This is a genomic window from Armatimonadota bacterium, from assembly GCA_018268395.1.
GTDB lineage: Bacteria > Armatimonadota > Fimbriimonadia > Fimbriimonadales > Fimbriimonadaceae > JAEURO01.
Window position 1 is genome coordinate 68351 of record JAFDWQ010000001.1, and the last position, 23546, is coordinate 91896.

A 23546-nucleotide genomic window follows, 5' to 3' on the forward strand; every position below is an offset into this window, starting at 1 on the left:
ATGCCCGTTTACGAATACGAGCACCTCTTCGACGAGTGCGAGCTTTGCGACTTCCGGTTCGCGGCCGTGCAGGGCGTCGACGAGGAGCCGCTCAGGTACTGCCCGAGTTGCGGACTCGAGGTGAAACGGGTGGTCAGCCGCATCGCCGTCGTCAAATCGTCGAACTTTGACGCCCAAAAGGCGGCCAAAAGAGGGTTCACGACATGGCGGAAGTCGGGCCAAGGCCAGTGGGAAAAGGTCGCAGGCGAAGGCGTCGACGCGATCGTCGGCGATCCTGCAGACATCGCCGCGCTGAAAGAGGAAAAGAACAAGCCTCGTGTCCGTGACTTAGACGATTGAAGTCGGACGTCACCAGGAGTCCGGAATTCCGAGGCACTCTTCGAAACCGGCCATCACGTTCAACGTGTGGACGACCTGGCACGCGCCGCACTTCCCTTCTTTGTCCGCCATGACCTGCACCGTCAGAAGCGACCGATGGTCGTCCGGGGTCAACCGGATCCGGTAGGCGGCGAAGGGGCGATTTGACACCAGGGACGGGTGCCAGTCTCCGTCTTGGATCCGGCGCACGTAGAACGACCGTCCGTAAGCCTCCTCGTACAGGAGGTCGATGTCGCCCCAGTCGTCAAGGGTCGGCACCACGGCCATGGCCTGACCTGCATAGACCGAACCTCCTTCTTCGACTTCGAACGCTCCCTCGACCTCGAGTTCTGGAGGCAACGGTGCTTCCGGAGCGTTGGTCTGAAAGACAGGAGGTTCCAGAATCAGACCGGCACGGAACAAGGGCCCGAGGGCGACCCACAGCAGGGTCGCGGCCGCATTGGGAATCGGGACGTCGTCAGCGCACACCAGGGGATTGTTGTCTTCGATTTCGATCAGTCCGCCAAGAGTTTCTTGGCCGTATCGGAGGACGCGCCGGCGACCGCACTGCTCGAACGTGAGCGTTCCTGCCGGGCTCGTGGTTTCCGTCAACCTGACCTCGGGATGGGATTCAAGAAGCTCGAGCAACCTGCTGTAGGTCGGTCGATCGACTTGGAGCATCGTCAGGCTCCCGACGGCTTCGTGTCGACAAGGTCCACTTCGAACACCGTGACCTGGTTTCCGGGCAGGTTCTTGTTCCCGCCTGCGCCCCAGCCCGCTGCAGGCGGGATCGTGACGCGGCGCTTGCCCCCGACCTTCATGCCGAGGATGCCTTGTTCGAACCCTGTGATCGCTTCGCCCTTTCCGATCACGAAGCTGACGGTCTGCTTGCGTTGGTAGGTGTCGTCGAACGACCGCCCGTTGACCAGCTTCCCGACGTAGTGGACGGTGACCCTGTCGTACTGCTGGATTTCGCGACCTGTGCCGACCTTGATGTCTTCCACGTCCACAGTCTTCTCGTCGCCTTTTTTGACCACATAGAGCAACTCGACGTTGAAGACCAAGTCTGAATAGGCCGGAACCTTGCCGCTGGCATTGGCCCCATAGCCCATCGGGAAAGGCACTTCGACTTTTCGCGTCCCTCCGACCTTCATGCCGACCACGCCCATCGTGATGCCCTCGACCATCCCGCTTTCCGGCCCGATCGAAAAGACCAAGGGGTTCTGATTGGCCGCGTCCTTTTTGGGGTCGTTGGTGTCGAACTGGACGCCGTCTTTGGCCAGTGTTCCGGTGTACGTCAACCAGACCGTGTCCCCTTCGGCCGCCTCAGGCCCCTTGCCGACCGTCAAGTCTTTCTTGCCAAGGCCGCTGAAGATCGACTTCGGGGCTTCTTGCTTCTGTTGGCAGCCACAAAGGACGAGGGCGACGGCCAAGACCGGTCCGGCAAGGAAGCGCATACGGCTTGCATGGTACCTGGGGGCTTTACCGGACGGGGGCGGACTGTGGTCAGGGCTCATACCGGATTCGACGACCGATCGGTCCGATCCGATGAAAGCGTCGACTCCGTCAACGGTCTGGCCGAGGTGATCGGATTTGGCGCGTCTTGCGACTCAGACACCGAATTTTGTCAACGCGGGCTCCAAGAGTCCAAAAGCTTACGATTCCCTGTGTGACCGACCGGTCGGGACCGCTTGAACATAATGCGCGCAATCTATGAGAACACCAAGAGTAGCGATGATCTTCGTCGTGTCGGGCCTCGTCCTGGCCTCTTCCTGCGGTGGCGACGACGGGGTGGTCGGAGATCCGAACGACCTCGTGTCCCTCGTGGTCTGGGTCAAAGGGAACGGGACGGCCGGAGGAGCGATCTATGCCAAATCGCTCGTGGGCGACCTCGCTACGAGCGAACAGGGCGAGCTCTTCCCCCAGTCGACGGTCAAACGCATGACGCCTTATCTCACGAAGGTCGTCGAGGCCGACTCCGCGGTGACGTTGTTTTGGGTCGAGCAACCGACGACGTCGAACATCCACGGCTATGGGATCAGTAAGGTGGGTTCGACAGGAGACCAGGTCTACGTGAACGACGGAGCCTACGCGAGCGGGCCGGCGTCCGACGTCCCCGGTGGCGTCTGGTATTCGTCGAACGTTTCCGGTGATTCCGAAATCTACAGAAAGACGTTGGACGGTACACCCGTCCGATTGACCACTAAAGTCGGGAACGACAGTGCTCCGGACGTCAGCGGCGACCAAGTGGTCTTTCACTCGAACAGTGGCAACTTCGAGATCTATCGGATGGATTCGGACACGGGTGCAGGTCTCGTGAACCTGACGAACGACCCTTCGGCCGATCTGAACCCGCGGTTCAGTCCGGACCGCACCAAGATCGTGTTCGCTTCGAACCGGTCGGGCAAGTACAACATTTACATGATGAACCTTGACGGTAGTGGGCTCGAGCGGTTGACGACCCACGCTGCCGACGATGCGACGCCCTCGTTCTCTGCGGACATGAAGTACGTCGTCTACGCGAGCAGGTTGGACGGGGATTGGGACATTTACGCTTTGGACCTCCAGACAAGGACCGAGACGAACCTGACCAACGATACGATCGACGACCGCGCTCCGCACTGTGGACGGTTCCAGATGCCCTGAGAAACTGGGGCCCCGTCCGTGTCCCTTCCGCGTTGATGACGGACCGGGCCGGAATGACGCCGCCTTCCCGGGGTCAGCGCGGCCAAAGGGATACACTCAGCCCCCCGATGGCATCGAAAGGCGGCGGCAAGGACGAGAAGAAAGGCCCCGCGTCGATCCAGAACCGCAAGGCCTCCCACGACTATGAGTTCGTGGACACGGTCGAGGCGGGGATCGCGCTGGTCGGAACCGAGGTCAAGAGCATCTACCTCGGCCGCGCCAACCTGACCGACGCCTATTGTGAGATCAAGGACAACGAGATGTGGCTCCGGCAGATGGACGTGGAGCCGTACGACAAGTCGTCCCACTTCGGACACGACCGGCGCCGCGACCGAAAGCTGTTGCTTCACCGAAGGGAGATCGACGTGCTCCGGCGCAAGAGTCAGGAAAAGGGGCTGGCCCTGATCCCCTTTCGGGTCTATTTCAACGAGAAAGGCCGCGTGAAAGTCGCAGTCGCACTGGCGCGGGGCAAGCGGCAATACGATAAGCGCGAGGCGCTCAAGCAGAAGGAGACCCGCCGCGAGTTGCAGCGCGGCGAGTAGTCGCTTCGGCCAGGATCGGCGAAACGGCGTCACTCCCGACGGGCTTCACCAGATGATGGTCGAAGCCGGCTTCCCGCGTCCGACGGCGGTCTTCCTCTTGTCCCCACCCCGTCACCGCGACGAGGACGATGTCTTTCCCCCACTCGGAGCGCCGCACGTTCTTCGCGACCTCGATCCCGTCCATTCCCGGCATCCCCACGTCAAGGAAGACGATGTCCGGCCGGAACGCTTCTGCCTCGGAGAGGGCGCCGAGACCGTCGTAGACCGTGCGGGTGTCGTGCCCTGAAAGCCTCAAGGAAAGGCTCATGAAGTCGGCGGCGTCTTGATTGTCGTCCACGACGAGCACCCGGAGCCCGTCGATCTCGGGTGCGGACGCCTCTTCTTCCAACTCGTCAGCTCCGTCCTGAGACGCGACAGGCAGACGGACGACGAACTCGCTTCCGCGCCCAGGCCCCTCGCTTCTGGCTTGGATCGTGCCTCCGTGCATCTCGACGAGCCGTTTGACCAACGTCAGACCGATGCCAAGACCTGAGTGGCACTCGGGCCGAGACCTGGATCCCTGTGAGAACATTTCGAAGATGCTGTCGAGGTCGCTGACTTCGATGCCGAACCCTTGGTCTTTGACGCTGACACCGACCCATCCCTCGCTGACGACGGCGCGAAGTTCGACGCGCCCGCCCCGTTCGCTGTAGCGCGCGGAATTGTTCAGGAGGTTCGAGAACACTTGGGCGAGTCGCGTCGGATCAGCGTTGACCCGCACGGGCTTGGACGGTAGTGCGACGACCAGGTCGTGCCCCATTTCTTCGTAGAGCGGCCGCACCGTCTCCATCGCGCTGTCGACGATGTCGGATAGGTCCGAATCGGCCCGGCGCAAGACCAGTTTGCCCTGAGTGATCCTGGAGACGTCCAAAAGATCGTCGACGAGCCGGACGAGTTGATCGACCTGGCGGGACATCATTTGGACGGTCGCGACCTGGTCTTCGGGCCGCACGTTCCTGTGACGCATCAGGTCGAGTCCCATCCGGATCGGCGCGAGCGGGTTCCGGAGCTCATGGGCGAGGGTCGCGAGAAACTCGTCCTTCTTCGCGTCCGCCTCGTGAAGGGCGAGTTGGACTTTCATCCGTTCGGTGACGTCGCGGCTTACGGCGAGCAACAAGTCTGGCCGGCCTTCCGGATCAGGGATCGCGACGATGGCGACGTCCCACCACTTGATGTTCCCCCGGGCGGTCGGACGGGAAGCCTCGAACCTCGCGACGCCGCCCCGAACGGCTTCTTCAAGGGCTTGGCGGGCGCGCTCCGGTGGCTCCGAACGGCTCCACATGTCTAGCCAATGCCTTCCGAGCAGGTCTTCGGGTTTGCCGACCTCGAGCAGTTGGACGGCCGACCCGTTCACCCACTTGATCCGTCCGTCGAGCCCGATCAGTTTGACGCAGTCGGGCGTGTTCTCCATCACTCCGCGCGCGAACGACTCGCTCCGTCGCAGGGCGTGGTCGGTCCGGATGTCGTCGCTGATGTCCTTTCCTTCTGCGACGATGCCCACGATCCGATCGGAATCGTCACGGAACGGGCGGATGACGAACTCGAGGTCGATGGTCCCTCCGTCCCCCTGGAGATGGCGTGACGTCATCGTGGTCGTCTCGCCCGCCTTCGCTGCCTCGACGGCCGATCCGACCCGGGCGTGCAACGACTCCGACCCGATAAAGGGCGGCGTGTCCTTGAGGGCCTGGCCGAGCGACTCTTCGCGGTTCAGGCCCATGAACGCAAGGAGGTGTCCGTTCGCCTCGACGAGCCTCCCGTCGACATCGAGAAGGCCGACGAAGCGGTTCAGGTTGTCCAGGATGGCGCGGAGCCGGCGCTCGCTCTTCTTCGTCGCCGCCTTGGCGTCTTCGTGTTCGAGGAGATCGGCCGCGTGCAACCCGAGCAGGTCGAGGAGCTGGATCTCGCGTTCGCTCGGCTCGTGCGGCTCGCGATAATGGACGGACAGGACACCGCGAGCGACGCCGTCCAAGCCGACGACGGGCACACTGTGGACGCTTCGGAACCCGACCTTCCGTGCCCCGTCACGATACTTCTCGAACCTTGGATCCGACTCCGTGTCCAGGACGACGGCCCGGCACCGCGTCGCGAACGCGCTGCCACAAGCCCCTTCGAGCGGCCCGGGCGCGATCGTGGCCAGGCGGTCAAGGTCCTCGGAGTCGAAGCCGATGCTCGCCCCCTCGCGCAACAGACACGTGACGGGGTCGTAGAGGCTCAAGAGCCCGAAGTCCGAACGACAATGGGCGACCGCGGTTTCGAGCACGTTAGCGAGGGCGGCCTGAGCGGCAGAAGCCACTGCGACGGGCACGTCCCTCAAGGCAGGCACCACCGGGGGAACACCTTCCTGCCGGACAGGTCCTGACTCCCGGTCGGCGAACGTTCCCATGTCCTCGAATTCGACAGCGATTATGTTGATTAACGGCGTCGCACGGCGACGCTTTTGTTCGTCGGAACGTGAATTCCTTCTCTTTTTTTATGGCCCCGACAAGACGTCACCAATCGCCGCAAAAGACGGTTTCGGCCGGCCCGGTCATGAAGACGGTGCCGTCTTCCGTGTACTCGACGGTGAGGTCGCCACCAGGCAACGAGACCCTGACCTTCCGTCCGGTCTTCCCGTTCAAAAAGCTAGCGACGGCGCAAGCGCACGCCCCCGTCCCGCAAGCCAGCGTCACCCCTGCGCCGCGTTCCCACGTCCGCTGAACGATGTGGGAGTCGGACAAGACCTGCACGAAGTGGGCGTTGACCCGCTTCGGAAACAGAGGGTGGTGTTCGAACTTGGGCCCGAGGGCGGGCAAATCGACGGCCGACGCGTCTTCGACGAACATCACGACGTGAGGGTTGCCCATGGAGACGGCCGTACCCTTCCACGTCGTCTGGTCGACGTCGAACGGGCCGTCGATGAAGCGCTCCTCCGCCGGCCCGTCCATGCCGATCTCCCCCCGGGTCAGGCGGGCTTTGCCCATGTCGACCCGGACCTGCCCGTCGGCCATGATTTCGAGGACGAGGCGACCGGCGCCGGTTTCGACGGGGATCGTCGAAGCGTCCGTCAGACCCTCGTCACGGACGAAGTTCGCGAAGCACCGCACGCCGTTCCCGCACATCTCCGATTCGGAGCCGTCCGGGTTCCACATGCGCATGGCGAACTTTTCGCTCTGCCCCGGGGCGGCCAGGATCAGGCCGTCGGAACCGACCCCGAACTTCCGGTCGCAGACTTTGCGGGCCAGTTCGGGGACGGCCGACTCGTCCAGCGGCTGGGCGAAGGCGTTGACCATCACGAAATCGTTGCCGATCCCGTGCATCTTCGTGAACTTCATCCGTAGAGTCTTATTCCTCTTCGGCGCGCGGAGGTTCCTCGTCGTGGTGGGCCCTGTGCCCGCCGCTACTGATCTGCTTTGCCGGCACGACGCTGGTGATGGCATGTTTATAGACGAGCTGGGTCGGTTTTCCTGGCGTGTCCAAGAGGACTGTAAAGGCGTCGAATCCCCTTACTTGCCCTCGCAACTGTACGCCGCCCATAAGATAGATCGTGACTCCGATCCCTTCCTTTCGAACCTGGTTCAGAAACATGTCTTGGAGGTTGATCGCTTTTCCCATTTTTGTTTTCTTTTGACCTCACAGGAGTTGTAAGACATCTAAGACGGCCCTTCCGACTGCACGGTCGTCGAAACCTTCGGTTCCGATCGCCGTTAACAGGGGTTCGGTCCGCAACCACGTCCTTTGACGCTTGGCATAGCGCCTGGTCTGCTGTGCTATGGTCGCCACCGTTTCCTGCCGCGTCGAACGCCCTCTTAGAAAACGTGCGACGGATTGATACCCGATAGCGCGGAACGATGGTGCGGTTTCTGGGACGCCACTTGCCAGGAGGCCCTCGACTTCTTCGGGCCATCCCGCGTCCCACATCCGTCCCACCCGCTCGGAAAGCGCCGTTTCGAAGCCCGGCACGGGCGGTTCGAGAGCCACCTTTTTCTTCCTGAAGCCGGGCAACCTGACGTGGATCGGCTCTTCCGACGACAACGACCGTTCGAGCGCGCGCCGGACGCGGACGGGGTTCGCGAGGTCGACGCCCTCGGCGCGCCCCGACCGTCTCAAGTCCTCGACGAGCGCCTCCAGGCCTTCCTCCTGTTCGCGGCGGACGAGACGTGACCGGAGGTCCGGGTCGGGAGCCGCCGACATGTCCGCGTACTCTTCGAACAGGGCCCGGACGTACAGCCCGGTCCCTCCGACGACGATCACGTTCCGCCCCTCTTGATAGGCGTCCTCGAGGATGCGGAGCGCCAGCCGCACCCACTGTCCGAGCCCGAAGCCCTCCGTCGGTCCGACCACATCGATCAGGCGGTAACGCGAACGGTCGTTCGGCTTGTTCGTGCCGATGTCCAGTCCGCGATAGACCTGGAACGCGTCCGCGTTGAGGAGGAGGGCGTCCGTCTTTTCGGCGAGGACTTCGGCGACCGGGCTCTTGCCCGAGCCGGTCGGCCCCATCACCGCCAAAAGGAACGGGCTCACTTCTTGACGAGCTTCACGCCGTTGGTCTTGACCTTGTCGTTGCTCGCGTCGATCTCGTTCTTGAAGGTCTGCTGGCCGACCTTCTTCTCCTTGGTATAGACGCCCGTCACCGAAACCTTCGTGCCGTCCTTGAGCTTCACGTCCGGACGGTTCCGAAGATAGACGTTGACCTTGCCCGACGCGTCCTTCACGACGAACAGCGTGTACGGTTTCTTCGAGGTCTTGCTCGTCCGTTCTTCGTACTTCTCGACGGTACCGACGACCGTGACCGTCTTCTTGTCGAACTTCGCCAGGTCGACGGTCTTGACGACCGTGGCGGACTTGGACTGGAAGGCCAGGACGAGGGTGGACACGAGCACTGCGGTCATGTCCGGCAGGATACCAACGTCCGAGGAACCGCGCCTGAGGAGCCGACGTCCAGGTCCGGCCCCTGGATTCCTGAACTACAATGAAGCGTCATGACGGAACGCGAAAAGACCGCGCACGTCCTGAGGCGGTTCGGGCTAGGGGCAGGCAGGGCGGAACTGGCGCGCTACGAAAGGCTCGGCTGGGAGAAGACTCTCGACGCCTTGCTCGGCGAAAGCAAGACGGACGAGAAGTTCCCTGTCAGCCCGTACGAGTTCGTCGCGCAACCCAAGGGCAACCTGGAACCCAACTCGGGCAATATGGCGAACTGGTGGGCGCTCAGGCTCGTCATGACGCGCCGTCCCATGACGGAGAAGCTCGCGGTCTTCTGGCACGACCACTTCGCGATCGATGCCGAGAAGGTCGGTGAAGCGCCGACGATGCTCGGCTACTTGGACGTGCTCCGCAAGCACGGGAAAGCCAAGTTCCGCGACCTCTTGCACGCCGTCGTCAAGCAAGGCGCGCTCCTCGTCTACCTCGACAACCACACGAGCAACCGTATCCACCCCAACGAGAACTTCGCCCGCGAACTCTTCGAACTGTTCACGTTAGGGATCGGGAACTACACGGAGCAAGACGTCAAGGAGGCGGCACGGGCGTTCACCGGATGGTCGGTCCACTACCTGGGGACGGGCCAGAGCACGAAGTACGACCAGCTCCGGGAACGTGCGACCCGGAACAAACTCTCGCTTTACAACTTCTGCGACTGCCCTGCGATCCACGACGACGGGGTCAAGACCGTTCTTGGAAAGACCGGGCGATGGACCGGGGACGACGTCCTCGACATCGCGGCCCGCCATCCGGCGACGGCCAAGTTCGTCTGCACCAAGCTCTGGACGTTCTTCGCGACCCCAGACCCCGACCCGCGCGCCATCGAAGGCTTGATCAAGGTGTGGCAGAAGACCGACGGTGACATCGCGGCCGTCCTCCGCGCCATCGCCCAGTCCAAGGAGTTCTGGTCGGCCTCGTGCGTCCGACAAATGCCGAAAAGCCCTCTCGACTTCACGGCAGCACTTTTCCGCAACCTTGACCTCGGATCCACGCTTCTCACGCTGCGGGGCGAACCGTTCACCGAATTCACGCCTATGAAGAAAGAGGTGCGAGACGCAGGTAGCAACGTCAATTATCTGATGCGGCGACAAGGCCTCCACCTGCTCTTCCCTCCGAACGTGAACGGCTGGGACTGGGGCGCGTCGTGGATCACGGCCCAGAACGTCGTCTACCGTCTTCAACACGCCAACCAGCTCTTCGCTTCGGGCGGCAAGGACAGGCCCCTCGCGGTCAAAGCGGCGACCCTGGCCGGCGCCACGACCGCCACGACCGAGAAGGAGTTCGTCCAAGGACTGGCCGACGTCCTCGACGCGCCCCTTTCTCAGGCCATGCTGGACCGACTGGCGGCCGAATGCACCGCCCAAGGCGGGCTCGCAGCGCTCAAAAACCCGGCTGGCACGGCCAAGGTCGTCGCCCGGCTCGCCCACCTGATGTTCGCCGTGCCCGAGTTCCAACTCTGCTGAACGGAAAGCCCCCTCCCCGTGTGCAGGGAAGGGTTCATGCCCCGAACATGAGGAGGGGGTCGGCGGTGGAGCGTCCCGCCGAGTCCGCATGCGGCGCACCCGAACAGTCTTAACTGGAGTCAGGAAAGCCTCTCTCGGGGCTCACTCCACGACGATCGTCCCTAGGATTCCGAGCCCCGTTTGCTCGCCTGTCGAAGGTCGCACGAAGCGGCAAGCGAGCGAGTAGCCCGCCGGTTCCAACGGCAGGAAGGACTGCAACGGCTCTTCGACGAAGGGCACGAACGCCGCCGCCACGTACTGGTTTCCGGGCAGGCGCTTCGGGTTCGGAAGCCGTTGCACCATCAGTTCCGCCAGTTCGTCCGGCCCGGTCGGGCCGAGCGCGGTCCAGAGCACTCCGCCCGCCGTCGCCTGTGCGAGAAGCGGCGGCGCCTCGAACAGGAAGGTGCCGGAAGGCGGGGTGCGCGGCGGGTCGGCGCCAGGCTGCACCTGGAGGAGCTTGGTCGTCAGCATCGTGAAAGCGTTGTAGGCGGCCGGGGCATAGGTGTGTCCGTTGACCGGGTTCCGTCGGACGAGCTTGCCCGCATAGTCGCGCCAGGCGGCCACTTCCTCGAGCGTCAAGTCCTGCCACAGCGCGGCGGCTTTCCGGAGGCGCTCGTTCCCTTCCCGCTGGGCCGGGGTCAGCGCTTTGGCGAAGACGGGCCGACGCCGCACGCCGAGGCCGCTGCGCGTCTGCACGACGACCATCTGGTCCAGCCGCCCTCGGACCGAATCGAAGACCACGCCCGTCCTAGCTCGTGCCATACCGTGATTCTCGGCAGGCAGGCGTCGTGGCCTCAGGCGACTTTCCGGCGTCTCAGAGGCCTCTTTCAGGCGCCTTAAAGCGGTTAAGGGGCCTGAGAGAAGCCTCTTGAGGGCTTCGAAGCCTCCCCAAAAGACGCCGTCCGTAACGCCGGCCCGCCACGAGCCGGACAGGCCGCCGCGGGAGCACCGTCCCGGGATCCTGGGCGGCGGCCTCGCTGCCGCCAAGGCTCGTCGGACGCCCGATCCTGGCTCTGCGTCGGCGACCACGGGCCTCCATCCGACCATCGCCGGGCATCGTGGCCACTGGAATGTACAATGGTCCTCATTCTCCCCACAAGGATCCCAAAGCCGTGATCACAGAACCCCAGCTTGCGACCGCGACCCCCGAAGAGGAAAGCCGCTTCCTCGAAGGCGTCAAGGCTTTCGTCGATTCCTACGTCCTGCCCAACACCCGGGCTTGGGAAGCGGACAGGCTCCCCGACGACGTGTTCCGACGTTCGGCCGAGGCCGGACTGCTCGGCATCACCGTCCCCAAAAGCTTCGGCGGGCACGGCATGAGCTGCTCGGCGTACTGCGAAGCGATGCGGCTCCTGGCCCACGGCGATCCGGCCCTCTGCATGAACCTGGCAGCGATCAACGCGCTCTGCCTCGGGCACCTCGTCAAGCTGACGACCGCGGAGCAACGCGACAAATACCTCGCCAAAGCCGTCTCGGGCGAGTTGGAACTCGCTTGGGGGCTCACCGAACCGGACGCCGGCTCCGACGCCCGGCGCGTCCGCACGATGGCGACCCCCATCGAAGGAAAGCCTGGATGTTTCCACCTCAACGGCCAAAAGATGTTCATTACGAACGGCGGCCGCGCGGACCTCATCATTACGATCGCCCGCACGGGCGAAAAGGAGCTCAGCGCCTTCCTCGTCGAGACCGACCAGCCCGGCTTCCGCCTCGGAGAACGGATCCCGACGATCGGCGTCCGGGCGTCTTGGACGTCGCAGTTCACCCTCGCGGACGCGGTCGGCTGGCACACGCCGTGCACCTTCGAAGAAGCGATCAGCTTCCTCGGCCAAGGCCGCCTCGGCATCGCCGCCATGGCCCTCGGGATCGCCGAAAAAGCCCATGAACTGGCCGTCAAGTACAGCATGCAGCGGGAACAGTTCAACAGAAGGCTCTGCGACATGCAGAGCGTCCAGAACATGATCGCGGACAGCGAGACGGAGATCGAAGCGGCCCGGTTGCTCGTCGAAAAAGGCGCCAAGCTGTTCGACGCTGGTAAGGACGTCACGAAGGCGGCGGCGATGGCCAAGCTCTATGCGAGCGAAACGTCCAACCGCGCCACCAACAGGGCTCTCCAGATCCATGGCGGTCGGGGCATGACGTTCGAGTACCTGGTCGAGAAGCTCTGGCGCGACGCCAAGCTCACCGAGATCGGCGAGGGATGCAGCGAGATCCAACGGCTCGTGATCGCCAAACAGGTCTGCCGCTGACGGCCCGGTCGGTTCCGAGAAGGCTCTTCCATGTAACATGAGAGCCTTCTTATGTACAAACTCCTCCGGAACTTGCACAAGGTTTCTGGTCTGGTGGGGTCCCTGTTTCTGGTGACCATCTCCGTGACCGGGTTCATCCTCGCCCTCAAGGCCCAACTGCCGAACGTCCGACCGGCCACACAGAAGGGCGCGAAGATCGAACGCCTTTCGGAAGCCGTCCATCCTTCGGTCGCCCTCGACGCGGCCTTCGGGGTCGGCCTTCCGCTCCTCGCAAAGCTCGAGGACGTCGACCGCTTCGAATACCACGCCGGAAAGAACGTCTACAAGATCCACAGCGTCGCCGGATACCACGAAGTCCAAGTCGACGGCGGGTCGGGCAAAGTGCTTCAGGTCGGACGCCGGAACGACCAGTTCATGGAGGACGTCCACGACCTCAGTCTTTTCCATCCGGCGCTACGGGAGGTCGTGCTGCCTGTGATCGGCGTCGTCCTCTTCTTTCTCGGAGTCTCCGGCGTCGTGATGTACTTCGTGCCTGTCGCCCGCCGGATCAAACACCGTCGGTCGGTGCCGGCCGTCCGCGTGTGAGCAGGTCCAGGGCGACGTCGACCAGCGGGACGTGCGGCATCCGACCGATCTCCGACGGCGAGAAATAGCCGCAGAGGTCGGTCGAGCCGTCTTCCTCGGCCCTTGGCCGGCCCTCCGCCACCGTCACGCGGTACACCACGCGGACCGCGTGATAGTCGGTCTCGTCCCGCACGATCAGCTCGTCGTGCGCGTCCCATAGTTCGGCCTGCTCGACGGTCAGTCCCGTCTCTTCGGCGATCTCGCGCCTGAGAGCGGCGAGAAGGTTTTCGCCGAAGTCGATGCCGCCGCCCGGCAACGTCCACTGTCCGACGGCCGCCTCGCCGGGGCCGAGGCGACAGAGCAACATCCGTCGCTCGGCATCGAGGACGATCCCGTAACAAGCGACCCGGGTGACGTGTCGTCGTTCGGCCAAGCCGCCAGTCTAGCCGACGCGTCAGTAACCGAGCCTGGGGTCGACGGGCTTCACGGGGACACCTTCCGAGACGTCTTGAAGCAGCGCGATCAACGCACGGGTGCGGAGGGTCTCGGTGTCGTCTCCGTCACCGCCCCGATGGGGGCTCATGACGACATTGTCCAGTTCTGCAAAGGGAAACTCGGACGGAGCGACGTCCCGGTCCCCGTCTTGGGGATAGCGGTACCACGTGTCGATCCCGGCTGCGAAGAGGGTGCCGTCGCGGCAGGCGTCGTAGAGGTCGCGCTCGACCACGACCGCCCCCCGGCTGACGTTGACGAGCAACCTCGGTTCACGGAGAAGGCGGATGCGCCGGGCGTCGACGAGGCCGTCCGTCTCGGCCGTCAGCGGTACGCAAAGTACGAGCGCGTGCGACCGTGCCAGTTCGTCGTCGAGAGCGTCGGCCCCCACGTGCCCGTCTCCGGCCGATCGGGCGATCCCGACGGTCTCCATGCCCAGCGCCTGCAATGCGGCCGCGACCCTCCGTCCGATGGCCCCATACCCGACGATCGCCGCCCGCTTTCCGGCGAGGAGCACGTTCCGGTGCTCGTCCATCCGTCCGTACCAGTGGCCCTTCCGGAGTCCTCGGTCGGCGGCCGCGAGACCCCTCGCCGCGCTGATCAGAAGCCCGACCGCCATCTCGGCCGTGGCGGCACCGTTGTGGTGCAGATTGTAGAGCTTCAGGTCCGGCCTCACCGCGATCTGCGCCATCAGAGGGTGCGGGACACCCGCCCACGGGACGATGACGGCTTGGAGCCCCGGCGTGTCCAGCTCCTCAGGGGTCGCTTGCGACGTCACCCAATAGGTCGTGGCCGGTGCGGGGGTCGGTTCGTAGGCCACGGTCGCGTGCGGCCCCAGTGCTTCGCCGATCTCGTCGACGCGGTCTTCGAACAGGCCGGATCTGAGGCTCACTCTCATGGTCGTTCGAGGAGCCTCCGAGAACCGGGCAGGCGGAATAGGACATCGGCCCTCATGACTGTGGGCCGATGTTACAGCTTTGGCGTCGCCGACCGCTTTACTCTTCGGACTTCGCCTTCTTTTTCGCGGCAGGTTTGGCCGCGGGCTTCGCCGATTTGACCGTCGTCTTTGCCGGCGCCTTGACCGGGCCCGTCCCTTCCATGACCTTGGCGTTGTCGATCAAGAACTGGACGACCTTGGCGTGCATCGCGCGGAACAGGATCTCGTTCCGGATGGCCCCGCCGTACCGCTTGGCGAACTTCGCGAGTTGCTCCTGAGGCACCTGGTTCTCCGCCGCGATCTGCATGAAATGCTGGTTCGCATCGTCGTTGCCGATCTTCATCTCTTCCTTCAGGAAGATCTTCTCGATCAGGACGGCCCGCATGACGTGCGTCTTGGCTTCGGTCTGCTGCGCCTCGACCAGCTCTTCGATCGTCATGCCCTGCTCCTTGGCGTAGTCTTCGAGGGTCTTCTTCTCGCGGGCCAGGGCGACGGCCGTCTCTTGAAGGCGCTGACCGGAGACCTGCTCCCAGGTCGTGTCCGGCACCACCACTTTGCTCGAAGCGAGGAGGCTGTCGAACAACTGTTCGATCATCATTTCCTGGGCGATCTGCTGTTTCGCCCGGAGGATGCCTTCGCGGACTTTGCTGCGCAGGTCGTCGAGGTTGTTGGCCTTGAGCGACTTGGCGAACTCGTCGTCGATCTCCGGCGCCTTCGTGCTCGAGACCGAACGCACCGTCACCGTCGTTTCGGCGCTCTTGCCGGCCCAGTCCTTCTCTTGGAACGTCGTCGGGAAGTCCAGCTTGGCGTGCTTCAGTTCCTCCGGGCCCATGCCCATCAGGGCCTCGTCCAGGCCCGGGAACGTCTGGCCGGCGATGACCATGAACGTCTTGCCGTCCCCCTCTTCACCCGCAGCTTTGATGTTGACGACGGCCATGTCGCCCGGCTGGATGCCTCGGCCGACGACCGCTTCGTTCTTGCCTTGCCGTTTCTGCAAGTCTTCGATCTGTCGCTCGACGTCTTCGTCCGTCACGGTGAGCGGCGGCATCGCCACTTCGATGCCCTTGTACTCGCCCATCTCGACGACCGGAGGCAGCGGCACCTTGGCCGTGTACTCCATCTCGGCAGGTTCGCGGACGAACTTCGTCACGTTGACGGCGGGGGTGTTGTCCGCCTTGAGGCCCTCGTCCTCCATCGCCTTCTTGAGAGTGTCGCGGACCACGGTCTCGACCGCCGTCCGGGCGAGCTCTTCCGGGTCGACCAGCTTCTCGACGACCGCTTGGGGCGCCGTCCCCGGTCGGAAGCCGGGCACCTTCATCTTCTTGGCGAACTCGCGCGACGCCTTGGTGAAGCCGCTCGCGATCTGCTCGGGCGTACAGACGACGTCGAGCTTGATGGTGCTGGCGTTCAGGTCTTCTCTCGTAACGCGCATGGTGGAAGGAGCGGTCGTGCTCATGGACGAATCTGCGAGTCTACCTTGGCGCCGGGCCGGGCCCTGGCCACAGAAGGTTACCGGCGCGCCGAACCTGGAGCGACGTCCGGACAGGCTCGGAGCGGATCTGGGGCGGGGGGTATCCTGCCGGGCCGTGTCCGAGCTGCTCGCCGCCCAGTTGATCCGCGACGTCCCTGACTTTCCGAAGCCCGGGATCCTCTTCAAGGACGTCGCACCGGTCATGATGAGCGCCCCGGCCATGCAGGAGGTCGTCGACCTTCTCGCCGACGACGCCAAGGCCTCTGGGGCCGAAGTCATCGTCGGCATCGAGAGCCGGGGGTTCGTGTTCGGCGTCCCTGTCGCCCTCCAACTCGGACTTCCCTTCGCCATGACCCGGAAGCTGGGCAAGCTGCCCTTCGACCGCATCACCGAGGAATACGCGCTCGAATACGGCACGAACACGATCGAGATGCACGTCGACGCCATCGACCCTGGCCAGCGCGCCTATATCATCGACGACCTGCTCGCCACCGGAGGCACCGCCGCCGCCGCTGCCCGGCTGATCGAACGCCTCAACGGATCGGTCTGCGGCATGGGGTTCATGGTCGAGCTCGTCTTCCTCGAGGGCCGGAAGAACCTGCTCGGTTACCAGACGCGCACCTTGATCCAGTATTGAGACCTTGAATTGACACGGTAAGCGCCCTATCGCCACACTAGGGCGGTCATGGCGCAGTGGGCCGAGTTCCGGAACGGCGCGCGTGCCATCGCCTTCCTCTCTTGGCGTCAGACCGTCAACAAGAACCTTCGGAAATGGCGGACTCAGAGGGCCGTTTCTGGCATCACGTTGCTGCTGCAGGCGGCGATGGTCATCGGTTTCATTTATTTACTGTCGGTCCGTCCCTATGATCCGACGCCCGTGGTCTTCGACCCCGGTCGGATCGAAGGTCTTCAGAGGGGCGGCTTCATCGTCGGCCTGTTCGTCGCAGGGTGCTTTTTCGTCACCTGTTTGCTGAGGGGGACGTCGTTCACGCGCGAGGACGCCGACGTCTTGTTCCCCACCCCCGTTCCGAACGCCGTCCTGATCGCGTGGAAGATGACGTGGGTCTGGAGCGTCTTCGTGGTCGTGTTCCTGTGCGCGCTGCCCACGTGGCACGGTCGCCCCGTATGGTTTATGGGCGGCCTCATCGACGCGTCTCTGGTCGCCCTCGTCCGCGACAGCGTCCTTTCCCTCCTCTTCTTCGCCTCGGTGGCCGCGTCCTGGTCATGGGGGATCGGCCTCGCCTTGCTGTCCGACGAGGACCGGTTCTCCGGACTGAGAAAGCTCACGGGGACGCTGGGATTTGGCTTCATGGCCCTGGCGGGCGGCGCCCTTGTCGGATCCGTGGCAGAAGGGCCCTGGCGCTGGGCTGCGGAATTCATGGACCGACCTTGGATCCATGCTCTGTTTTGGCCGATCGACCTCTTCCTCCGCCTCGCGACGCACGAGGCGATGGGCTATGGACGGTACGCGCTCGCCGACCTGGCGGCCGTGCTCGTGCTCCAGTTCGGAGGCCTTTGGATGGCGTACGCCATGCGGGGCCATGTCTGTCATGTTTCCTCTCGGAACCTTCACGGCGTGCCGCTCGGACACTCGCACGTCGAGGAGACGACGGGCAAGCCCGACAAGCAAGGCTGGATATGGCGCCGGCGGCAAGTCGCGGCCAAGAAAACCGTCCGGGGCCTTGACGCCGTTTGGTGGCGGGCCCAAGTGCAGGCGTACGGCCTGACCCCTTGGTGGTGGGGCGCCCTCTTGGTCGTCCTCGTCCTCGCCCCGATCGGATTGACCGCCTCGATGGGCCATAGGTTCGGAGGTCTGATGGCGGCGCTCGTCGTTCCTGCCGTGATGCTTACGCGGGAACAGTCCTTGGCACAGACGGCCCAACTGGCCAAGTCCCTTCCGTTCGAGCTCCGCAGCCTTCTCGCCATGGACCTCAAGATCACGACCCTTCCCATGATCGCGATCATGGAAGCGGCCAACCTCGTCCACGTTCTGCTCGGCACGTACCCGCCCTTCGCGGCCTTGGCCGTCGCGGTGATGGTCCCGCCCGCCCTGATCCTCCATAACACGGTCGGTCTGTACGTCCAATTCAGCGACGTGAAACCGCAACACGTCTCCGGGTCGTTGATGTACGTCCGGATCCTGGCCCACGCAGTGTGGGCCTTCGTCATCGCCTTCACGGCCTGGACGTGGAATTGGCCCGCCTTGTTCTCTGTACCGATCGCCGTCGTGTACTGCCTCGTCGTCAGCACCTTGGCCTGGCGCAGCGCAGTACGGCTGTTCGAAGCCTATTGTCCGGTCGAATACTCGATGGATTGACGCGGTCCGGAGATAACCCTGCCCGCCCGCTCGTCAAGGCGGGTCAAGGACGTCCGTCGAGCCCCTGGTCCGGCTCTAGGACTTGCCTTTGGGAGGAGCCTCGACGACTTCGCACTCGACGTCCTCGATACAGCCTTGCGGCCACTGGCCGTCGCTCGAAGTCCGCCACTCGTCGTCGACGATCTCGGCGTCCGTCACGAGGCTCGCGTCGAGGCACCGCCAGTTGTTCCTCGAGCCCTTGCTCACCGTGCCCGTCGAAGACGGGCCCTTGACCTGGTAGGCCAAAACGAAGGTCTTTCCGTCCCGCTGTCCCAGGGCGTGGGGACAGACTTGCCGCTCCTCGCCGTTGTAGTTCAATCGGACGGACTTGCGTCCGGCGATCGCGTCGCGCAGAACGTCGACGGCGCTCATCCCTTACTCCTGACGGTGTGGGACCGGTCGGTCCCGCGCACGGCCGCACATCGGGTCGCGCAGCGGTCGGTCGGTGTGGTGGTCATGGTCGGTCGGCTTGGTTCCGACCCTGGCCCGTGCGGGGCAGGGTCGGAACCGTCGTCAGGCTTACCAGCGGCGTCCGCCGCCACCGCCGCCGCGGTAGCCGCCACGGCCACCGCCACCGCCGCCGCCGCCACGGTCTTCGCGCGGCTTGGCCTCGTTCACGGTCAGCGTCCGGCCGTCCATGATCGAATTGTGCTTCTCGCTGACGGCCGCCTCGAAACTCTCGGCGTCGACGTCGATGAATCCGAAACCGCGGCCCTCGATGATGCGCGCGTTCGAAGCGTTATAAGCAGCGAAGTACGAAGTCAACGAACGCTCGTCGGCCGAATAGGGGAGGTTCCCCACGTAAAGGGTCTTGATAGCCATGTTGTCTTGATCGTCCTGTCGGATACCGTTGCGGTTCAGAGGGTGAGGGGAAGTGTCAGTGAACCGCCGGGCAGGCAAAACTCAGTGGACAAAAGCCGTCGCTGTGAAACGTAACTCCCAACACTCTACAGGTCTTTTGCCGGTAGCGGACGCTGAACGGCCCAGCTTGAGCCTGAATCTGGACGTCGCCCCTTCGCCTCTCAGGACTCCGGGTCCACATCGTAGCTCACCCCCTCTCCTTGCGCGATGACCGTGCGCGGAGGGAGAGGGGGGCGGGGGGTGGAGGTTCGGATGCGGAACGATCGTGAGCGGCGCCGCTGCCCATGCGGTCGCCTCCCAAGACTCGGTGGACTGGGCCCACGGACCGAATGCGGACTGAAGTCCGCGCTCCAAACGAGGTCCGAACGCGCAACGAACGCGCTTCAAACGCGCTACGAACGCGCTCTCGACGATCGACTTGCACAGCGAAAGCCGTGTATCGTCACACCCATGACCGACCGCGACGACGGCAAGTGCCAGGTCACCTTCCGGTTCCAGTGCACCAAAACGTGGCACGGACTCCAGAGCACGGACGACCCCCTCGTCCACTTTTGTGACACCTGCCGAAGGGACGTCCACTTCGCGCCGACGGTCGAGGACGTCGAGCGGCTCGCTCAAGAGGGCAAGTGCGTCGCCTTCCGTTCAGAGAGCGTCATGCTGGTCGGCGACGTCGACTTCGGCCGGTCCTTCAACGCGGCCTACCTGAACGAAGCCGCGCGAAGGGCCGAGCCGCAACCCGACGACGGACCGGCGACCGAAGACCACAACGAGTGAGCCCGGCCGCAACCCGTGCGGCCCCAGCCCTCACGCCGCCTGCCGGCGCCGCTGCGGATCCTTGGTCCGGCGGGTCTCGCGCAGGGGTTGCGTCATCGCCCGCTCGATGTCCCAGCCGCCCATCAACCGCTTCACCAGTTGCTCCAGGTCCACCGCGCAGCGCGGATCGTTGGCCCACCGCTTCACCGGCTTCACCTCGCCGAACGCGATGAAATTCTTGTTCCGGACGGCGGTCTTGCCCCGCTGTGCGCCATAGCCCATGAGGGGCGTCTTCAAGGCTTCCTCCACCGACCAACCGTTCTTCAATCGGGCGCTCAGGGTGCCGACGCTGACCACGCAACGCGGGTCGCGCGCCCAGTCCGCGAGGCCCTTCTTCTCGCCGAACGCCTCCCAGACGGGCAGCGGACGGAACAGTCCGTCCGACGGGCCCTGGCTTCCGTCCGCCCGTGTGCCCATGGGCGAAGTGAGCGCGCGCTCGAGCGGCCATCCTTTGCCCAGCCTTCTGTACAACACAGGCACGGTCGTCACGCACCTGGGGTCGCGCGACCACGCGGCGACGTTCTTCGTTTCGCCAAAGGCGGTGAGCACTTTCCCCTCGTCCGGACGTTTGGGGACTGCACGCTTCACGCCCACCGGGGCCGTCATCGCCTCCTCCGCCGTGTAGTCCTTCGACACCCTTGCCTTCAAAGCGTTGAAGGTGACGAGACACCGTGGGTCGTCGGCCCATAGCCGCAGTGTCTTGGTCTCGCCCCAGGCCGTGAGGTACCGGCTCGACTTCGCCACCATCCGGCTGCGGTCGCCGACCGCGGTCGTCACCGCCTCCTCGGGCGTCCATCCCCATTTCAACCTGCGCTTCAGTTCTTCCAAAGACGGCCGGCACCGGGGGTCGTCGGCCCATTCGGCAACGGTCTTCGTCTCTCCGAAGACCGTTAAGGGCCGCGCCAACGAAGGGTTCGTGGCCCGACGTCGGACGGCGTCCGTCTTGGGGGTCGTGACCGCACGTTCCGGCTCCCAGCCTGTGCGAAGACGCTGGGCCAAGAGGTCCCGCGAGACGGTGCAGCGGTCGTCCTGCGTCCAAGCGGTGAGTCTCTTCCGCTCGCCAAAAGCCTTGCACCAAATGGGGTCGACCGTGTGCTTCCTCACCTTTCCGGGCCTTCGGGCGCACTTGGGCGTCGTCAAGGCGGCCTTGGGCTTCCAACCCCGGTCGAGCCGGCCCGCGAGGACGGTGAGGTCGACTTGGCACCTTGGGTCACGCGACCAGGAGAGGAGGGTCTTGTCCTTGCCGAAGATCGTGATCTTGCGCCCTTTCCACTTGGCTGCGATCCGGCGGCGTCGGGCCTTTTTGCTTTGCGGCACGGCGAGGGCCCGTCCGTCGTGTCGACCGGATGCGGCCCGGTCCTGCAACGACTTCGGAGCCGATCGGGTTCCCCGACCTTGATCATGCGCCGAAGCCTTTGCAGCGCCCGCGAGACTCTTGGACCGAGCGTGGACTTGAGAGGGGCCAGGCAGACTGACGGCTTCGTGCGTCGAAAGGCCCTTCTTGATGCGACTGCGGATCGTGCTCGTGCTGACCGAACAACGGGGGTCGCGCGACCACTCTGCGATGGTCTTCGACTCTCCGAACGCGGACAGACGCCGCCCTGACCGACCCTTGGTCCCGGGCGGCACCGGTTTGGTGACCGCTCGCTCGGGGTCCATACCCTCCTCCAGCCTGTCGCGCAAACGACAGACAGAGACCGTGCACCGCTCGTCCCGGGCCCAATCGGACAGGCACTTCGTTTCGCCGAACGCCGTCACGAGCCGACCGTTCTTTCTTCCTTCGGGCCGGTGCCACCTCGCGTCGAGGACGTCCTCTGGCGGCCATCCCCTTGAGAGCCGCAGTTCGATCATGGACAGTCTTACGGTGCACCGCGGATCGAGGCTCCACTCCCGGAGCGTCTTCGTCTCGCCCCATGCGGTCAGGAGCTCGTCCGGCGAGCGGCGTTCCCGCACGGGTGGGCTCGTCCGGCCGCTGTCCTCTCGTTCCTGTGCGACCGCCCGGACGACGTGCACCGGCCGCGTCACGGCTTCCTCGGCGTCCTCGCCCTGCTCGAGTCGTCGCAGGACGGTCTCTTCGTCGACGGGACACCGCTTGTCGCAGAACCAGTCGCGCACGGTCTTCGTCTCACCGAAGATCGTGAGCCTTGTATGCCGGGTGAACTCCTCGGTCCGGACGTCCATACCGGATATCTTCGGAGGGTTTGGTCGAAAGCTGGAGGGGTTTGTGAGGGTTTTATCCTCGAAGACGTCTTGGGGCTGCTCCGGTCAGACGGCATCGCAGGCACACGCTAGGCACACGGTCGGCACACGCCCGGCACACGGGACGGTCTGCCGTTCATGCGCCTCAAAAGTGCCGGCCGAAGGGCTGAGCGCTAAGGATCGAGAGCCGGAAAGCCGAAGATCACAAGGTGATCACGATCTTGGACGACCGATTATCGACGACCGACACGCGGTGCGCCTGACATGGCCAAGCTGAAGACGGGCGTCGGGATCGCGTCGATCTCGGGGACCAGCGGGAGCGCGGTGTTCGCGACCCGCCGTGACGGGTCGGTGATCCTGCGCGAGCGGCCGAGTCCGAGCGGCCGGACGACGGCCGCCCAACGCGAAGCGCGCGACACCTTCGCCCGGGCCTCCGCGGCATGGCGCGGGCTCACCCTCGAAGAGCAATCGGCGTGGCTGCAGTGGGCGCGGGCGACCGACCCGTTCGCCGGGGCGAGCGGCGCCGCCAACGCCTTCCGGTCACTGGCGGTCAGATGGTACGGCGTGAACGGACCGGACGGGGACGGTCCCTCTGCCCCACGACCGCCGCGCCAAGGGACACCGCGACGAACGACGGCATCCGGAGCCCCCTCCTCGTGTGCAGGGGCTGTCACCGCAGGTGAGCCTGTCCCGAGCAAAGTCGAGGGATGCCCCGAACATGAGGAGGGGGTTGGGGGTGGAGCCGCTCCGGGCTTCATACCGGGTTCCCAAAGAACGGCCGATGGACCCGAACCTGAAACTTGGAAGGCACCTGACGTCCAGCCGGGGCAAAACCGTCCGTTTCCAGTTACGGACTTCCTGGAGGGACGGCTCCATCCCCTAACCCCTTCCTCATGTGTCCGGCACGAACCATCCGGTCCACACGAGGAAGGGGGACTCGGAGTCGGTCCACCTCGCCTTCCGCCTCTTGCACCGTTTGGTGGAGACGCGGTCGTCGTCTTAACAGCGGGGACTTCGGTCGGGATCCGTTTCACGGCCGACCGGGCCAACGCGCTCGGGGTCGTGACCGAACTCCTGGCGGTCAAGGTCGTTTCGGGCCTTTCCGCACCTCGAGACCGCGATTTTCGCGTCGTGGGGCGGGTCGTGTTCACCGAAGCGGGACAGTCCGTCGATGTCCCGCTGAAGCGTGGGCGCTACGCCGTGGCCGTGCGGTTCGTCCTGGCGGCGACGGGCCAGGCGACCGAGGTGTTGCGTGGCGGCTTTGTCGAGGCAGGTTAGGACGGTCATTCCGCGTCGGTTGTGGGGAGGGCCTTGCTCGAAGGTCTCGACCCTTGGATCGCTCTCCCACCGATCCAAGCAGCGGGAAGATTCACCCTTAGCCCCCTCCGTCCTTCGGACACCTCCCCCGGTGCCTGGCACATGACATCCAGGAACCAGGGGAGGATCTTGGGACTGGAACCGATTCTCGAGTTCCGGAGGTCCTCCCCTGCTTTCCCGATGTCTCGTGCGGGACAGCGGGGGAGGTG

The 23546-nt window shown here is 64.6% G+C and carries 25 protein-coding genes; 10 read left to right on the forward strand and 15 right to left on the reverse strand.

Annotated features, from left to right (window positions below; translation table 11 throughout):
- Entirely contained in the window at positions 1 to 339 is a 339-nt protein-coding gene (locus JST30_00305) for a zinc ribbon domain-containing protein (GenBank protein MBS1712754.1), read from the forward strand.
- A gap of 9 nt (positions 340 to 348) precedes the next feature.
- Here the strand turns inward: JST30_00305 and JST30_00310 are convergent, their stop codons facing one another.
- Together JST30_00310 and JST30_00315 are read right to left on the reverse strand one after the other, a co-directional pair.
- Positions 349 to 1038: a hypothetical protein gene (locus tag JST30_00310; GenBank protein MBS1712755.1), complete on the reverse strand. Its 690-nt coding sequence runs from the start codon at positions 1036 to 1038 to the stop codon at positions 349 to 351.
- A gap of 2 nt (positions 1039 to 1040) precedes the next feature.
- Entirely contained in the window at positions 1041 to 1814 is a 774-nt protein-coding gene (locus tag JST30_00315; protein MBS1712756.1) for an FKBP-type peptidyl-prolyl cis-trans isomerase, read from the reverse strand.
- A gap of 256 nt (positions 1815 to 2070) precedes the next feature.
- Here JST30_00315 and JST30_00320 point away from each other — a divergent pair, with 256 nt between their 5' ends.
- Positions 2071 to 3003: a PD40 domain-containing protein gene (locus tag JST30_00320; protein MBS1712757.1), complete on the forward strand. Its 933-nt coding sequence runs from the start codon at positions 2071 to 2073 to the stop codon at positions 3001 to 3003.
- Between the two features lie 107 nt (positions 3004 to 3110).
- Positions 3111 to 3584, forward strand: coding sequence for an SsrA-binding protein SmpB (gene smpB, locus JST30_00325; protein ID MBS1712758.1), 474 nt, complete (start codon positions 3111 to 3113; stop codon positions 3582 to 3584).
- On the opposite strand, the gene JST30_00330 is transcribed toward smpB, so the two are convergent.
- The 5 genes from JST30_00330 to JST30_00350 form a co-directional block, all read right to left on the reverse strand.
- Positions 3541 to 5928 carry a PAS domain-containing protein gene (locus JST30_00330; protein MBS1712759.1) on the reverse strand — a complete coding sequence of 796 codons (2388 nt, stop codon included), beginning with the start codon at positions 5926 to 5928 and terminating at the stop codon, positions 3541 to 3543. The two genes, smpB and JST30_00330, sit on opposite strands and share 44 nt — an antisense overlap.
- A 184-nt stretch (positions 5929 to 6112) precedes the next feature.
- Positions 6113 to 6934, reverse strand: coding sequence for a diaminopimelate epimerase (locus JST30_00335; GenBank protein ID MBS1712760.1), 822 nt, complete (start codon positions 6932 to 6934; stop codon positions 6113 to 6115).
- A 10-nt stretch (positions 6935 to 6944) separates the two neighbouring features.
- On the reverse strand, positions 6945 to 7214 hold the full coding sequence (gene hfq, locus JST30_00340) for an RNA chaperone Hfq (protein ID MBS1712761.1): 270 nt from the start codon (positions 7212 to 7214) through the stop codon (positions 6945 to 6947).
- A gap of 18 nt (positions 7215 to 7232) precedes the next feature.
- Positions 7233 to 8123: a tRNA (adenosine(37)-N6)-dimethylallyltransferase MiaA gene (gene miaA, locus JST30_00345; GenBank protein ID MBS1712762.1), complete on the reverse strand. Its 891-nt coding sequence runs from the start codon at positions 8121 to 8123 to the stop codon at positions 7233 to 7235.
- Positions 8120 to 8491 carry a hypothetical protein gene (locus JST30_00350; GenBank protein ID MBS1712763.1) on the reverse strand — a complete coding sequence of 124 codons (372 nt, stop codon included), beginning with the start codon at positions 8489 to 8491 and terminating at the stop codon, positions 8120 to 8122. Before JST30_00350 ends, miaA begins: the two co-directional genes overlap by 4 nt.
- Before the next feature lie 90 nt (positions 8492 to 8581).
- Here JST30_00350 and JST30_00355 point away from each other — a divergent pair, with 90 nt between their 5' ends.
- Positions 8582 to 10042: a DUF1800 domain-containing protein gene (locus tag JST30_00355; protein MBS1712764.1), complete on the forward strand. Its 1461-nt coding sequence runs from the start codon at positions 8582 to 8584 to the stop codon at positions 10040 to 10042.
- Between the two features lie 141 nt (positions 10043 to 10183).
- Here the strand turns inward: JST30_00355 and JST30_00360 are convergent, their stop codons facing one another.
- On the reverse strand, positions 10184 to 10843 hold the full coding sequence (locus JST30_00360) for a hypothetical protein (GenBank protein MBS1712765.1): 660 nt from the start codon (positions 10841 to 10843) through the stop codon (positions 10184 to 10186).
- Between the two features lie 350 nt (positions 10844 to 11193).
- On the opposite strand from JST30_00360, the gene JST30_00365 reads away from it, so the two are divergent.
- Together JST30_00365 and JST30_00370 are read left to right on the forward strand one after the other, a co-directional pair.
- On the forward strand, positions 11194 to 12327 hold the full coding sequence (locus JST30_00365) for an acyl-CoA dehydrogenase family protein (GenBank protein MBS1712766.1): 1134 nt from the start codon (positions 11194 to 11196) through the stop codon (positions 12325 to 12327).
- Between the two features lie 51 nt (positions 12328 to 12378).
- Positions 12379 to 12912, forward strand: coding sequence for a PepSY domain-containing protein (locus JST30_00370; protein MBS1712767.1), 534 nt, complete (start codon positions 12379 to 12381; stop codon positions 12910 to 12912).
- On the opposite strand, the gene JST30_00375 is transcribed toward JST30_00370, so the two are convergent.
- From JST30_00375 to tig, 3 genes are all read right to left on the reverse strand, one after another.
- Complete coding sequence (locus tag JST30_00375) at positions 12875 to 13324, reverse strand: NUDIX domain-containing protein (protein ID MBS1712768.1); 450 nt, start codon at positions 13322 to 13324, stop codon at positions 12875 to 12877. The two genes, JST30_00370 and JST30_00375, sit on opposite strands and share 38 nt — an antisense overlap.
- Positions 13325 to 13345: 21 nt before the next feature.
- On the reverse strand, positions 13346 to 14275 hold the full coding sequence (locus JST30_00380; GenBank protein ID MBS1712769.1) for a hydroxyacid dehydrogenase: 930 nt from the start codon (positions 14273 to 14275) through the stop codon (positions 13346 to 13348).
- Positions 14276 to 14378: 103 nt separating this feature from the next.
- Complete coding sequence (gene tig / locus JST30_00385; protein ID MBS1712770.1) at positions 14379 to 15776, reverse strand: trigger factor; 1398 nt, start codon at positions 15774 to 15776, stop codon at positions 14379 to 14381.
- Between tig and JST30_00390 the strand changes: the two genes are divergently transcribed.
- Together JST30_00390 and JST30_00395 are read left to right on the forward strand one after the other, a co-directional pair.
- Complete coding sequence (locus JST30_00390) at positions 15775 to 16428, forward strand: adenine phosphoribosyltransferase (protein MBS1712771.1); 654 nt, start codon at positions 15775 to 15777, stop codon at positions 16426 to 16428. The two genes, tig and JST30_00390, sit on opposite strands and share 2 nt — an antisense overlap.
- Before the next feature lie 48 nt (positions 16429 to 16476).
- Complete coding sequence (locus JST30_00395; GenBank protein MBS1712772.1) at positions 16477 to 18108, forward strand: hypothetical protein; 1632 nt, start codon at positions 16477 to 16479, stop codon at positions 18106 to 18108.
- A gap of 75 nt (positions 18109 to 18183) precedes the next feature.
- Here the strand turns inward: JST30_00395 and JST30_00400 are convergent, their stop codons facing one another.
- Positions 18184 to 18519, reverse strand: a complete 336-nt coding sequence (locus JST30_00400) for a hypothetical protein (GenBank protein MBS1712773.1) — start codon at positions 18517 to 18519, stop codon at positions 18184 to 18186.
- A 147-nt stretch (positions 18520 to 18666) separates the two neighbouring features.
- A complete protein-coding gene (locus JST30_00405) occupies positions 18667 to 18969 on the reverse strand; it encodes an RNA-binding protein (GenBank protein ID MBS1712774.1) in 303 nt (100 codons plus the stop codon).
- Positions 18970 to 19458: 489 nt separating this feature from the next.
- Between JST30_00405 and JST30_00410 the strand changes: the two genes are divergently transcribed.
- A complete protein-coding gene (locus JST30_00410; GenBank protein MBS1712775.1) occupies positions 19459 to 19782 on the forward strand; it encodes a hypothetical protein in 324 nt (107 codons plus the stop codon).
- A 30-nt stretch (positions 19783 to 19812) separates the two neighbouring features.
- On the opposite strand, the gene JST30_00415 is transcribed toward JST30_00410, so the two are convergent.
- On the reverse strand, positions 19813 to 22002 hold the full coding sequence (locus JST30_00415) for a hypothetical protein (protein ID MBS1712776.1): 2190 nt from the start codon (positions 22000 to 22002) through the stop codon (positions 19813 to 19815).
- Between the two features lie 251 nt (positions 22003 to 22253).
- Positions 22254 to 22550 (reverse strand): hypothetical protein, encoded by a 297-nt coding sequence (locus tag JST30_00420; protein MBS1712777.1) that lies wholly within the window; start codon positions 22548 to 22550, stop codon positions 22254 to 22256.
- 532 nt (positions 22551 to 23082) lie between these two features.
- Between JST30_00420 and JST30_00425 the strand changes: the two genes are divergently transcribed.
- The gene (locus JST30_00425) at positions 23083 to 23298 is read left to right on the forward strand and encodes a hypothetical protein (GenBank protein ID MBS1712778.1); all 216 of its coding nucleotides are present in this window, start codon (positions 23083 to 23085) and stop codon (positions 23296 to 23298) included.
- Positions 23299 to 23546 lie beyond the last annotated feature (248 nt).

Bases quoted from the DNA above. Each gene is read 5' to 3' on its own strand.
- JST30_00305 (MBS1712754.1), top strand. From the start codon at position 1: ATGCCCGTTTACGAATACGAGCACCTCTTCGACGAGTGCGAGCTTTGC.
- JST30_00310 (MBS1712755.1), bottom strand. From the start codon at position 1,038: ATGCTCCAAGTCGATCGACCGACCTACAGCAGGTTGCTCGAGCTTCTT.
- JST30_00315 (MBS1712756.1), bottom strand. From the start codon at position 1,814: ATGCGCTTCCTTGCCGGACCGGTCTTGGCCGTCGCCCTCGTCCTTTGT.
- JST30_00320 (MBS1712757.1), top strand. From the start codon at position 2,071: ATGAGAACACCAAGAGTAGCGATGATCTTCGTCGTGTCGGGCCTCGTC.
- smpB (MBS1712758.1), top strand. From the start codon at position 3,111: ATGGCATCGAAAGGCGGCGGCAAGGACGAGAAGAAAGGCCCCGCGTCG.
- JST30_00335 (MBS1712760.1), bottom strand. From the start codon at position 6,934: ATGAAGTTCACGAAGATGCACGGGATCGGCAACGATTTCGTGATGGTC.
- hfq (MBS1712761.1), bottom strand. From the start codon at position 7,214: ATGGGAAAAGCGATCAACCTCCAAGACATGTTTCTGAACCAGGTTCGA.
- JST30_00350 (MBS1712763.1), bottom strand. From the start codon at position 8,491: ATGACCGCAGTGCTCGTGTCCACCCTCGTCCTGGCCTTCCAGTCCAAG.
- JST30_00355 (MBS1712764.1), top strand. From the start codon at position 8,582: ATGACGGAACGCGAAAAGACCGCGCACGTCCTGAGGCGGTTCGGGCTA.
- JST30_00360 (MBS1712765.1), bottom strand. From the start codon at position 10,843: ATGGCACGAGCTAGGACGGGCGTGGTCTTCGATTCGGTCCGAGGGCGG.
- JST30_00370 (MBS1712767.1), top strand. From the start codon at position 12,379: ATGTACAAACTCCTCCGGAACTTGCACAAGGTTTCTGGTCTGGTGGGG.
- JST30_00390 (MBS1712771.1), top strand. From the start codon at position 15,775: ATGGACGAATCTGCGAGTCTACCTTGGCGCCGGGCCGGGCCCTGGCCA.
- tig (MBS1712770.1), bottom strand. From the start codon at position 15,776: ATGAGCACGACCGCTCCTTCCACCATGCGCGTTACGAGAGAAGACCTG.
- JST30_00395 (MBS1712772.1), top strand. From the start codon at position 16,477: ATGGCGCAGTGGGCCGAGTTCCGGAACGGCGCGCGTGCCATCGCCTTC.
- JST30_00400 (MBS1712773.1), bottom strand. From the start codon at position 18,519: ATGAGCGCCGTCGACGTTCTGCGCGACGCGATCGCCGGACGCAAGTCC.
- JST30_00405 (MBS1712774.1), bottom strand. From the start codon at position 18,969: ATGGCTATCAAGACCCTTTACGTGGGGAACCTCCCCTATTCGGCCGAC.
- JST30_00410 (MBS1712775.1), top strand. From the start codon at position 19,459: ATGACCGACCGCGACGACGGCAAGTGCCAGGTCACCTTCCGGTTCCAG.
- JST30_00415 (MBS1712776.1), bottom strand. From the start codon at position 22,002: ATGGACGTCCGGACCGAGGAGTTCACCCGGCATACAAGGCTCACGATC.